The sequence below is a fragment of the Bradyrhizobium sp. NAS96.2 genome, assembly GCF_001908235.1.
Taxonomy (GTDB): Bacteria; Pseudomonadota; Alphaproteobacteria; order Rhizobiales; family Xanthobacteraceae; genus Bradyrhizobium.
Map to the genome: position 1 here is coordinate 121,310 of NZ_LGHK01000022.1, position 11,894 is coordinate 133,203.

The following is an 11,894-nucleotide window of genomic DNA, read 5'->3' on the forward strand; positions in this document are numbered from 1 at the left end:
GGCGCTAGTAGCCCGCCGTGAGCGCAGGAAACTCCGTGAAGATCTGCTTGGCTTGTTCAATAAGCGGGGCGCTCAGCACGGGAGAAAACAGACTGATGATCGCAACGACGACCAGAAGCTTCACCGTCAGCGGCAACGTCTGGTCCTGGATCTGCGTTGCCGCCTGGATAAGGCCAATGGCTGTTTCGGCAACCGCCGCCGCAATGAGTGGAGGCAGAACCCAGATCATGAAAAGTACGAGCGATCGGGTCATGTGAGTAAGAATAGTGGTCTCATCCATATTCAACCTCCAGGCATTGCGTAGCTCAGTACCAGCCCGTGCATGAGACGAGACCAGCCATCAATGGCCACGAATAGAAAGAGCTTAAAAGGGACCGATATCACTGTAGGCGATACCATTGACATGCCCATAGCCATCAGAATGGTCGTCACGATCAGATCGATGGTGATAAAGGGAAGATAGAGCAAAAACCCAATTTCGAAGGCACGCTTGAGCTCCGAGATTAGAAAAGACGGAACTAAAATGACAAAATCATCAGATGTGGCTCTGCTGCGCATCTCCTCTGGCCAGACACGTTCGGTCGAGGACATGAAGAAGCCTCGCTGTTCTTCATTGGTGAACTTCTTAAGATAGCTTCGCAGCGGCTCCTGCCCCTCTTTCGCCGCACTGACCCAATCCTCGAGGGTCTGATAGCGGAGTTGCAGATCAGCGATTCGATTGTAGCTCTGCTCAAAGACGGGGGCGCTAGTGAAGGCGGTGAGAATCAATGCCGCGCCGTATAGAACGATGTTCGGTGGTATCGACTGGGTCCCAAGAGCATTGCGAACGAGGAAGAGAACCACCGATACCTTAACGAACGCCGTGGTCGTGACGACCGCGAAGAGCAACAAGCCGAGACCGGCCGTAACCGCAAGAAGCGCCAGAATTGCCGGTTGAACCTCAGTCATTGCCCGCTAACCCGCCACGCAGTCTGATACCGAGCTCGTCCCCAATACGCACGATGTCACCGCTTCCGATACGTAGGCCGTTCGCAAGGATATCGATCGGGCCGTCCACCGGCCGGCCAAGTTCGAACACATGTCCTTCGCCGGCACTCCTCAATTCTCCAAGCGTGATCTGCCACCGGCCGCATTCGAAGACCAGCGTGACCTCTATGTCGTCGAGATCGGCGTCCGAGAGCGGCTGCTGCGATTCGGGCTGTGTCGTCATATGTGCATACTCCAGAGGGCGCGGTAGCAACCGAAATGGCCTCCGCAAGGTCAGGCGACCGCCAGCGACATTTGCCTCGGTCCATAATCGGCCTGCAGTGAGGATGATCTGACTACGGGCGAATGGCATTACGCCCGGCAGCAAAGCGTCGCCTGCACTCGCTTTGCGAAGAAGCGAGGCCGGAGCTCGGAGCGCGCCCATCTCTCCAGCAACGATGACGGGTAGCTCCGTGGAGAGCTTGCACATTTCTCGCGGCAGTTGACCGAGCAACTCGCCTAAAGCGCGGAACGCCGGCGGTATCGGTCCATCGACAGGCGAGAAAAGAAACAGGCGACCTTTGCTCCTGACCGGACCGTAGGCAATGTCGAATTCGACATAAGGCCCTATCGTTTCGGCCTTTCCAACATGCAGAAGTTGCAGCCTCTGCTCAATCTTTCGCTCCAGACGAGCGAGCAACGGTTCGAGCGCAAGTTCGAGAATGAGCGAACCACTGGGCTCGGAGGGGAAGGTGAGTCCCCTCTGCACTGTCGAGATCAACGCCTCGGCAAGGACATAGGGTATCGATAAGACGACCGCTTCGTCACCGACATCCCAAATGCAGTCGAGCATCGATATAGCCGAAGGTTCCTCCTGCCAAACGACTCGTCCCAGTCGCACCGATAGCGGCTTATCACCAAGGCTGGTCTGCAAAGACGTGCGGGGCCCCGCGATTCCATTGAGCCACGAGACCAACGCATGAGTCAGAACAAGAGATGGCTTGTACGCCGTGCATTCGCCCGCACGATGCGCGGAAGGCGGCTCTGCATGGCAGCACGTTTGTGTCCCAACATGACTAGCGCTCATCAGATTGAACCGTCTGCCACCTTTGTGGGTAACCCCCGCCCATAGCGAAGCAGGACTTCATCATCGGCATCTATCTCGGCTGTGACCTCCGAATGATCATGGACTGCACGTCGGACGTCGGTCTCAATCTGTCGCCATTTGTGAGTCGCCGCGGAACGTTTGGCCCAGTCCGCTCGCTTTTCCGATGCCGCTATCTCGGCCTGCTGTTGAGCGATACGCGCGTCCTCAAGCGTCTGGCGTTTCGACGCGATCTCACCCGCGAGCCTCTCCAAAATGAGCTGGCAGCGATCAAGTTCAATGACGGACAAGGTACCGAGCGATGCCAGTTGTTGGTAAACTTCCGTCTCTGCCCGTGCGTGATGCTCTTCTGCGATTGTCAGTTCGCGCCATGCGCGCTTCGCAGCCAGGGCCGCGATATTGCGTTTGGCGTCCATATTGGACAATTCACTGCGGGCACTACGCTCACGCAGATCCTTGACGTGCCGCAATTTCGACGCGTGAATGCAACTCATGCGGTCAGACGGCACATCCATGTGACGGTTTCCTCAAAAGTGGACGCATCGTTTTCGCTTTGGCGCAAGAACTGGTTCAGATCATTGATCGAGGCGATAGCTCGGTCCGTTAGGGGATCGCTACCTTCCTTGTATTCACCGACCTTGACTAGGAACTCGGCCTCTGCGTGGCGTGAGAGCAGATCGCGGAAGAAAGATGCGGCCTCGCGATGCTGCGCGGATACGACGGCATCCATGACGCGGCTGCGGCTCGACAGTACGTCGATAGCGGGGAATTGAGCTCGCGCGGCGATGGAGCGCGAGAGAACGATATGGCCATCGAGAATGCCGCGCGTTTCCTCGGCGATTGGATCGCCGGTACCCTCACCTTCCACAAGCACGGTATAGAACGCTGTAATTGAACCGCACGCATCCATGCCCGCACGCTCGAGCAATCCCGGCAACATAGCAAAGACAGAGGGAGGAAAGCCCCGCCGGGTCGGCGGCTCGCCCGCAGCAAGACCGATTTCGCGCATGGCGCGGCCAAATCGCGTCAATGAATCCATCATCAGAACGACGCGCAGTCCCTGTTCGCGAAAATACTCCGCGAGCGCGGTTGCCATATAGGCACATTGCGCGCGCTCCATCGCCGAGCGATCGGAGGTCTCAACGACTACGACCGTGCGACGAAGGGCTGCCTCCCCAAGATGGCGCTCAATGAATTCACGCACCTCCCGCCCACGCTCGCCTATCAGTGCAACGACCGTGACGTCAGCGATCGCGCCCTTTACGATCTGCGCCAATAACGTCGACTTGCCGCAACCAGGCTCTCCATATATGCCGATCCGCTGGCCCTCGCCGCATGTCAAAAGGCCGTCTAGGACGCGCACGCCGAGTGGCAAAGGCCGCTCGATGATGCGCCTCGTCATCGGGTTTGGCGCTTTGCCGCGCAACGGACGAGTTTCGGTGACTTTGACTGCACCTTTACCATCGAGTGGACGGCCGAAGCTGTCGATCACCCGGCCAAGCAACTCGGGCCCGACTGGCACCTCATGCATTCGTCCGGTAGCGACGACTTCTGCCCGGCTGGACAAGCCCTGCAAGTCTCCGATCGGCGTCAGCAGCACGCCATCCTCCCGCAGACCGATCACCTCGGCCTCAAGTGACCACCCGGTGCGCGGATCCTGCACGACACAAAGCTCTCCAATACGAGCATCGGGCAAGACTGCATGGAGGAGCGTGCCGATCGCCCGCGTAATTCTTCCGTGTACGGCACGCGTGTCGACATGCCTTGCTGTCGATCGCAGACGCGATAGCACACCGTGCAGGTTCGCCTCTGCAACGGGATTGCCACGGTTTGCTCCGCGCGTCGTCACAGCTCGCCTGCCGCGGGAGGTAACCCGAGTCCAAGACGCAGCGCGCGGAGCTGCGCGGCAAGTCCGAGATCAACATTGCCGAATTCGCTCCGCAGCACGCATTCGTGCGGGGATAGTGCCGGGTCCGAAACAATTCGGACCGTCGGCCGGCCCCCCCGTCCGTCGCACGCAGCAAATTCGTGGGCAAGGGCATCAGCGTCCATGGAGGATACATGAAGAGAAAGCTCCGCCCCGCCATATTTTCGCTGGATGGCGTGACGAACCGTCCTCACCAACATCTCGCCGGGATCGAAGGCGCCCAGCAGATCAGTTACCATCTCCATCACGAGCTGTGGCAATTCCTCCTCCAGAACGGCGTGTTTCTGTGCCGTTTCCGAGGCGGCCCGCGCGATCAGCTGTGCCATCTCCTCGGCACCGGCCGCCAGCCCCTCGGCATGCCCGCGCGCTCGCTCCAACTGATAAGCCCTGCGCGCCCAGCTGCGAACCCGCTGCAGATGCCGCTCTGCAGCGGCTCGCGCCTCGGCGGCCTCCTGCCAGATCTCGAGATCCCTTGCCGCTATGAGAGGGCCAAGTGGGCGCATGTGCGGAGCTATGGGTGGGGCGGACTCGTCGACTGTCATAGCGCAGGTGTCGCCTTCGCCAATTGGGCCAACACCAAGCAAAACAATTGGTCTGCGGCTTGACGGTGTTCGGTTGCTGGATTGTCGGCGGCAGTTCCGACAGCCAAGCGTAGAAGTACGCGGTTGCGATCAAGCGCTGACGCTTGGTCGAGCCAGGCCCCGAGACAGGCATGCCCGTCGGCATCAATTTCTTGCGCGAGTTGTTGCGGATCGGTAATGACGCTGGTTGAAACTGCATGCGCGGCGTGTCGGATACCAAAAGCCTGCGCTTCGGCACCTACACGCCCGATCAGCACGGCGACATCGGGCTTTGAGATCAGCTTGATCAGCGAACGGGCATGAAAGACGCCGCCGGCGAGCAGAGCAGCCCGTTTCGGATCATGTCCCAGCAGAAGGTCCGGCCTCCAGACACCGCCGTTTAGGTTAATTTCGTTGTCAAGCAGCAGCCCCGCCACCCTTGTCTGCAGCCTGCGGCTCTTCTGTAGCTGTACCAACGTCGCAGCCGAGAGGTTCGCATCAAGGCGCGCGGCAAGGCGGGTCGGATGAATCGAGGCGGCAAGCTCGCCAATACCTTCAACTGGCGATTTGAACGGACGACGTCGCTCGGCAGACTGCTTCGGTGTCGCCATGTCGAATACTCTCCTAGGCTGCATTAGGCTTGATCGCTTTACGCACGGCCTCGATCGCGGACGCACCCGAACGTCTCGTCACCATGGCCACCTTGGGAGATGCTTGCCCGCGCTGACGCACACGAGCGCCGAGCAAGACATAGGATAGTACGCCTAATCCCGAGCCGCCGAGACCCATTCCAATCGCAAGCAATGGCATTGAAATGAATCCGGATGCTTGGGCTGATGCAGCCGCCGACCCAGGCCGCTGCTCGAGTGCAGGCCGCTCGACCGGCACGAACACGACTGCCACCTTGTCATAGGATAGGCCCTCGATGCTGTTGACAACGAGCATCTTAATCTGCGGCAGCAGGCTTGAGAGATTCGCCCTGGAATCATGCCGGATGAAAACCGACGCCGAAGACGGCGTGGTGTCTCGCCGCAATAGGTCGTTCTTTGGCAGAACGACATGGACGCGCGCTGAGAGGACGCCGTCGATATCGCTGATCGTCCGCGACAATTCCTCGCTTAGAGCATAAACGTAACGGGCGCGCTCCTCAGTCGGCGAAGCAATCAGGCCGGCCGCATTGAACACCTCGCCGAGACTTTTGAAAGAGTGGCGTGGCAGCCCTTCGGCATTCAGCAGGTCAATCGAAGAGGCCAGCTGGTTCTGTTCGACCTGGATCGTGCTGGTCCCGTCCTTTGCAGCAACACGGACCGCATCAACCCCGTTCTTGAGGAGGACCGCAAGCATCTCATTGGCCTCGCGCTCCTGCACTTTGGTGTAGAGATCGGCCTTGCAACCAACAAGGGGAAGAAGGAGCGATAGCAAAGCCACGACGCGGAACCGCCTGGCGGAGCGCGGGCGACAGCCGCTTTCGCGACAGATTGAACCGATCATCCGCTCCACTCAGCCTGCCGATATCAGCTTGTTCAGTGATGAACTGACGCTGCCAATGCAGTTTGAAACGAGCGTCATCTGAATGACGCCGTCAGAAACATCCTTCAGATTTGCCAACATAGCCTCGAAGTTATCTGCGCGTTGAGGGACAACCGACAAACTTGGTTCCGCCGCGCTTGGCTGCAACAAGAGGGGCTGCGATGCCGACCCGGGCTCAACGGCCTTCGGAAGAGCGGGTCCGCCCCCGGCGACAACGCGAGGATCTGCATTGACCCGATACAGCGAGGATAGATTCTGGAGGATGCGCTCGCCCAAAGGGGTCGCTTGCGTTGTGGTTCGCGAAACTTCGGATGTCGGGGACACTGGCGGCGCTTCCGTCACCGGCGACGCAACGCCTTGGATCGAGGCCGCCTGCGAAAGGCTCTGCTGGAACTGGACTTGGTCGCCGACTGCTGCTGATGAGCAGGTCTGGCACAAACCTTCGGTCAGGTTGGGAGAAATCGGCACAGCACCTAACATCATCGTGGAAGGACCTTGCTCTCTTCGGGATGTGATAGGACTGGCCGCTCAAGACCCATGAACGGCTCAATATCCCAGAGAGGATTCCTAGAGAAGCGAGCTGACGAGAAGCTGACCAGTTCGTCGCACCCAGCGTCATCTAATGATCACGTTTGGCCGTCTACATTTGCGCGACTCCACTCCCGTTGGCCAGGTCGAAGAGAACCTTAATGTTCATCCCATTTATGATTCAGTGCGTTTTGATCGGAATTCTATGCGTCGGGGCATTCGTTTCGACCGGAAAACATGCGGCGTTCGGCGCTCCCCTGTCGCTCTCCTCAACACCTTATCGCTATACGGTGCTGGACCAGGACCTCCCCGCTGCGCTGCAGGAATTCGGCAACAACCTCAACATCAGAATCAACATCAGCGGCGAAGTGAAGGGCCGGATTCGCGGACACATGCCGGATCTATCACCGCGGGAGTTCCTCGACCATCTCACTCAGCTCTACAATCTGCAATGGTATTACGATGGACTCGTGCTTTACGTGTCTGCCGCAAAGGAGGCGCAAACTCGTTTGCTTCTACTGGGTCCGATCAGCTTCGGCGCGTTCACGGCGGCCCTCGATGCGCTCAACATCTCCGACGAGCGCTATACAATAAGGGCCGCGCCCGGAAATGGTCTGGTCCTGGCGTCTGGTCCGCCACGCTTCATCGCACTCGTGGATGAGACCCTGAAAGGCCTCGTGACTGAGGCGCAGGCTCGACCACGCGCTGTCGAGACGCCGACGCGGGACTCTGTGCTGACGCTATTTCGCGGCTCCTCGACGATGATCATCCGCGATGGAAGACCGGAAGGTCCCTATTCTTTCGACATCCCGCACCAGGACGGCGTCAGGCCCGCGCCCGCACTGGGCCAAAAATGATAAGAGAAGCGTCGCAGCGCGGCCGCCGGTCGTGCCGTTGCATCGGCGGCGCGGATGTATCGGCCAACGCCAACGACATCGCCGATCTGCCGTTGCAACAGATCAACAACAGCGCTGTTCCTTAGGTAATATGCTTACACCGTGGCACATGGCGCCGAAGGTTTGGGATGGGATTGGACGGCAAAAAGGATGTCCATTTAGACGGCTCTTTTGGGGTCGGTCTGCCGGCTTGAAGTGCTTGAGGAGCCGTCCGGGCGTCGTGCGCGTTAGGAGGCCGCGCGGGCTTGGATTGTCGCCGAAAGTCTGCTGCCCGGCGCTCAGGTGTCGGAGGTGGCGCGCAAGTACGGGGCGACCCGTTGGCAGGCTTACGATCGGCGACGCCGCTTGCAACTCTCGTCGCGAAGCGACGCGGTGCTCATGCGCCATGTCGAGCACATCTCCGCCGAATGAATGCCTGAAGGGCGCTTTTGGCGCAAACGCAAGCAGCACTGAGCAAGCATCAAGCGGCGCTGGCCACGTCGGAAGAAGCGCGGCGCCGCAACTACACGGACAGAACGTGCCCGCAGGCTCGATGACCCGCTCCACCTGCGGCAAATGGGCAGGCAAGTAACCCCGATTGCGCTGATGGTCCTGATCCGATCCAGCGCGCGATCGGCCCCTGATGATCGCTGCAGCCTTCTCCTGTGCTGCGTCCAGGACGAGCCTTGCGCGATCTGCATGTGTTTGAGCGGCAAATGATATTGATCTGGCCGCAGCCTCCTGGACTTCGATCCGAACTTCTCCCGGCGTAGTTCGCCGAGAATGACCTCCAGCCGGCACCGGAGCCATCCCCTAACCGGCTCAGAGTCATTCTGCCGCAGTTATCCAGGGATCTGTGGACGCCGCGCTTCCTCCGGCCGGACCAACCTCCAGTCCAGGCCTTCTAAATGCCGCGAACATCGCTGGCGATATCCGCACCACGCCGTCCGCAATCTTAACGGCGCCTCGACAACCAGTGGCCCGAACGGCGGCTGCTAAGCCTTGCACGGCAATTCGCCCCGCTGCGTCAGAGTCACATTCTCGTGGTATCCATTGGGCGCTCCCCACTGGCAGCCGCCCTCCCTTGGTGGGGAAATTGAGTCCGACCCTGGTCTAGTTGGCCTCCAAACTGACGGCCGCTGCCCGGTTCATAACCTGGTCCTTGTCTTAGGCCAGAGCGAATTTCAACCAGGGATTACGGCCGCGATGCACGGTCCGGATGCGCCGGCCCATCGATCTTTGTCTGGCTTTTCACAGCCGCGTACAAAAAGTTGTAAGATTCAAGACATCGCGCGCCGTGGCGCATGGCGGTTCAATGCGTAAGGAGCGCTGGCATGGTCATTGCTCTCGCAGCAGGCGACAAGAGCGCCGGCTACTCCCCGTCTGGCGCGAGAGGAATGGCGCAATATGAGCTTGGTAAGGTCATTGGAAAGGGCGGAAGTTGATGCCTTCTATACGCTCAATGAGGGGCGTCTTGCATCCGTCACGCGCGAATTCACTGAGCATTTCTCAGGACGCGTGCTGTATGCGGTGAAGGCGAATCCGTTGCCCCAAATTCTTCACGCGCTCTCTCGAGCCGGAGTGGCCGGATTCGACGTGGCGTCGCTGGCCGAAGCCCACCTTGTCCATTCCACGATTCCCCGGGCCCGTTCATGGTTCATGAATCCCGTGAAATCTCGTCGCGATATCGAACGGACGTTCCGCGATCTGGGGGTTCGCGACTATGTCATCGATTGCGAAGCCGAGCTGCGAAAGCTCCTCGAGGTCCTGCCGTCGCATGATCCGGAAATACGAATCTACGTCCGATTCAAGTGTAGCGGGACGCGCGCCCTCCTAGACTTAAACGGTAAGTTTGGTGTCTCGCCCGCCGAAGCGAGCCGTCTGCTGGGTCTCGTCAACGCGCAGTCACGCTGGACCACGGGCTTGTCCTTTCACCCAGGTTCCCAAACGATCGTTGTCGATCCCTATCTGCATGGCATTCGGTCAGCCGCCGACATTATAGAAGCTGTTTCTCCGGCTCCCACTGCGCTCGATATTGGTGGTGGCTTTCCCGGCCATTATCTGAACGTTCCCTATCACTCTCCCTTGAGCATGCTCTCCGACATCACAAAACTTGTGCGCGAAACGGATGCACTAAAGCGTGTTGAACTCTTGTGTGAGCCCGGACGAGCACTGGTTCATGATAGCATCTCTTTGTTTTGCCGCGTGATCTTAAGAAAAGGCGGAGCGCTCTACTGCGGCGCGGGCATCTACAGCGGGCTCTCACCTGCCCGACAATATTTTCTGCTCCCCGCCCGCGCTTGGCGTAGGGGACGGCCGATCCAGACTGAGGAGTGCCAGGACTTCATCATCTTTGGCCCAACTTGCGACGGCATGGACAGGCTTGGATTCTCATATTCGCTGCCACGCGATTTGAGCGAAGGCGATTGGATTGAATTCCAGAACGTGGGCGCCTATACGGACATGGCGCGATTCAACGGCTTTTCGGTCGATAAGATCGTGGCTGTAGGTCACGATGAACTTACCATGTTGCCCGCCGCCAGTCAGTAGTTGTTCATGACCATACTAGTCACGTGAATCTAAAGTTCGCACATAAAGTCTGATTCAGCGAACCACGCTCGACCTGATTGATCCATGATGCGGAAGTTGCTGTGAAGTGGACATGATAATGCGGCCGGCGAGCAAGCCACGCCTTGATCCTGGGGTCTTGTGGGTGGCGTAGTTGTCCATAACGATATGGACATTGAGACCTCCTGGGACCTGGGCATCGCTCTCTTTTGAAAACCTTCAAGGATTCGACCGCCCTGTGCCGCTTGTAGCATTTGCCGATGACGAACCCCGAGGCGACGTCGAGCGCAGCAACCAGCGAAGTCGTACCTTGCCGCACATAGCTGTGCGTGCGCGTTCCGGCACGCCAGACATCATCGGCAGGACCGGCTGCTCGCGATCAAATGCCTGTATCTGACTCTTCTCATCGACATTGAGGACAACGGCTCGGTTCGGTGGTGATAGATAAAGGCCGAGGATATTGTGCACCTTCTAGACGAACAGCGGATCGCTCGACAGCTTGAATGTCTGGCTACGGTGCGGCTGCAAGCCGAATCCGCCCGCATTTAGCGGATCGTGGTGTGGGAAAGCCAGTTTCCGCAGCGATCGAGCGGATCGAACGGTGCGGCGCGTCGGCCGGTGCCGTCCGTAACGTTGCTCGATCACGGCGGCAACCTGACCGTTTGTTGATGCTGCGGGGCGGCCAGGGCGAGCCTCGTCGAGTAGGCGGCTTGGTCCAGCAGCGGCTTCTTCCAGGCACGGATCTGTTCCGGGTGAACCACATAGCGCTGGGCCAGATCGGCCACCTCATCTGCTCCGCACCGCTTCCAGCGCGATCTTTGCCTTCAGTCCCGCGTCGACCTTGCATCTCGTCTTCGTAGTCATCATGCGCTCCGTCTATCAAACGGAGCAGCCTCATCCAACTAAGCGCGTGGTCCCAAAACAGGGTCCATTTCAGCCATAATGCCGCGTGCCGCCCCACAGATAATCCGCGAATGATTCTTCCTCTGCAACGTGCTAGTGAAAAGCCCCGACTTGAAGCCGGGGCTTTGTTGACGTATTCACCGCCGCGCAGCTCACAAGCGCCGCGGTGCCGTCTTTAGGGCACCTCATCCAGTCAGGTGATCGGTTTCGCTCGGCTCAACGCTCGACCGTAAGCTGACCTTCTCGAAACAATGCGAAGATCAGCGTTACATAAAGTCACCATCCTCGTCGGAAGCTTCTGCAACCTCATCATCACTGTCAACTTTAGATAGATAACGCTGAGAACTAGTTGCACGCTGCCATTCGCCGTCGTCGTTGATTCTCCACTTTCCAGACCTGGCTGCATCGAGCACCATGTCGTCCTCATCGACTTCAACGAACCCCATACTCTGTGCCCGGGCTTTCGCTTCTGCATTGGCAGGACGCCAGTTCACCAACGGCCGTTCGCCGTCTTGCCGAAGTTGATGCTCGAGCAGAATATCGCCAGCGTTCGTGACCAGCGGATGAGCAACCTGGAAGTCGATAATTGAGGTGGTCCTGTCTGCTCCGGGGAACTGTTCTCGCCAGCTGTCGCTTTTGAAATCAGACATGCTGAATCCAGGCTCCGTTCTTTGGAGCCCTACGCTCTTATTTCCCAATTGGTAGCTGTAATATTGGGCATCATCGGAATCTCGTCTGACGCTATAGTCCTTGGCAACCTCTGATGTGCGCCTAGCTCTATCCGATACAAACTCGGAGTACTCGTGTGGGTTGTTGGCGATTTCGTCAATTTCCTTGCCATAGAAGTTCCTCGCTTCTCTCCTGAATGTAGCTCTGTCGATCGAGACCACAGGAGGTCTTGAATCGAGAGAATAACGCGAAGACGAGCTGCC

At 58.7% G+C, this 11,894-nt stretch carries 13 protein-coding genes and 1 pseudogene; 2 read left to right on the forward strand and 12 right to left on the reverse strand.

From position 1 onward, the window contains the following. Positions 1 to 4: 4 nt before the first annotated feature. The 9 genes from AC628_RS06105 to AC628_RS42015 all read right to left on the reverse strand — a co-directional run bounded on the left by AC628_RS06105 (position 5) and on the right by AC628_RS42015 (position 6,571). A complete protein-coding gene (locus tag AC628_RS06105) occupies positions 5 to 280 on the reverse strand; it encodes an EscS/YscS/HrcS family type III secretion system export apparatus protein (protein WP_074125817.1) in 276 nt (91 codons plus the stop codon). A 2-nt stretch (positions 281 to 282) separates the two neighbouring features. Continuing rightward, the gene (gene sctR / locus AC628_RS06110; protein WP_074125818.1) at positions 283 to 948 is read right to left on the reverse strand and encodes a type III secretion system export apparatus subunit SctR; all 666 of its coding nucleotides are present in this window, start codon (positions 946 to 948) and stop codon (positions 283 to 285) included. Further along, positions 941 to 1,819: a type III secretion system cytoplasmic ring protein SctQ gene (gene sctQ, locus AC628_RS06115; protein WP_349510103.1), complete on the reverse strand. Its 879-nt coding sequence runs from the start codon at positions 1,817 to 1,819 to the stop codon at positions 941 to 943. Before sctQ ends, sctR begins: the two co-directional genes overlap by 8 nt. A 233-nt stretch (positions 1,820 to 2,052) precedes the next feature. Next, complete coding sequence (locus tag AC628_RS06120; protein ID WP_074125819.1) at positions 2,053 to 2,586, reverse strand: efflux RND transporter periplasmic adaptor subunit; 534 nt, start codon at positions 2,584 to 2,586, stop codon at positions 2,053 to 2,055. Continuing rightward, positions 2,562 to 3,872 (reverse strand): type III secretion system ATPase SctN, encoded by a 1,311-nt coding sequence (gene sctN / locus AC628_RS06125; protein WP_168193314.1) that lies wholly within the window; start codon positions 3,870 to 3,872, stop codon positions 2,562 to 2,564. The genes AC628_RS06120 and sctN overlap by 25 nt, the downstream gene beginning before the upstream one ends. A gap of 44 nt (positions 3,873 to 3,916) precedes the next feature. After that, positions 3,917 to 4,540, reverse strand: coding sequence for a type III secretion system stator protein SctL (gene sctL, locus AC628_RS06130; protein ID WP_074125821.1), 624 nt, complete (start codon positions 4,538 to 4,540; stop codon positions 3,917 to 3,919). Continuing rightward, complete coding sequence (locus AC628_RS06135) at positions 4,537 to 5,169, reverse strand: nodulation protein NolU (protein WP_168193311.1); 633 nt, start codon at positions 5,167 to 5,169, stop codon at positions 4,537 to 4,539. The genes sctL and AC628_RS06135 overlap by 4 nt, the downstream gene beginning before the upstream one ends. Before the next feature lie 13 nt (positions 5,170 to 5,182). Next, entirely contained in the window at positions 5,183 to 6,049 is an 867-nt protein-coding gene (gene sctJ, locus AC628_RS06140; protein WP_074125823.1) for a type III secretion system inner membrane ring lipoprotein SctJ, read from the reverse strand. 9 nt (positions 6,050 to 6,058) lie between these two features. After that, positions 6,059 to 6,571: a nodulation protein NolB gene (locus tag AC628_RS42015; RefSeq protein WP_083632626.1), complete on the reverse strand. Its 513-nt coding sequence runs from the start codon at positions 6,569 to 6,571 to the stop codon at positions 6,059 to 6,061. A gap of 206 nt (positions 6,572 to 6,777) precedes the next feature. Between AC628_RS42015 and AC628_RS06150 the strand changes: the two genes are divergently transcribed. Further along, positions 6,778 to 7,473 carry a nodulation protein NolW gene (locus tag AC628_RS06150; RefSeq protein WP_168193312.1) on the forward strand — a complete coding sequence of 232 codons (696 nt, stop codon included), beginning with the start codon at positions 6,778 to 6,780 and terminating at the stop codon, positions 7,471 to 7,473. A 1,425-nt stretch (positions 7,474 to 8,898) separates the two neighbouring features. Then, positions 8,899 to 10,041 carry an alanine racemase gene (locus AC628_RS06160; protein ID WP_074125824.1) on the forward strand — a complete coding sequence of 381 codons (1,143 nt, stop codon included), beginning with the start codon at positions 8,899 to 8,901 and terminating at the stop codon, positions 10,039 to 10,041. 64 nt (positions 10,042 to 10,105) lie between these two features. Here AC628_RS06160 and AC628_RS06165 read toward each other — a convergent pair. The 3 genes and pseudogenes from AC628_RS06165 to AC628_RS06175 form a co-directional block, all read right to left on the reverse strand. Beyond that, positions 10,106 to 10,764, reverse strand: a pseudogene (locus AC628_RS06165) (IS630 family transposase); the annotation flags it as partial. Continuing rightward, the gene (locus tag AC628_RS43755) at positions 10,701 to 10,844 is read right to left on the reverse strand and encodes a hypothetical protein (RefSeq protein WP_168193313.1); all 144 of its coding nucleotides are present in this window, start codon (positions 10,842 to 10,844) and stop codon (positions 10,701 to 10,703) included. The pseudogene AC628_RS06165 and the gene AC628_RS43755, both read right to left, overlap by 64 nt. A gap of 384 nt (positions 10,845 to 11,228) precedes the next feature. After that, positions 11,229 to 11,894, reverse strand: a 666-nt coding sequence (locus AC628_RS06175) for an Effector protein NopP (protein WP_245321051.1), incomplete at its 5' end; no start/stop codon positions are given.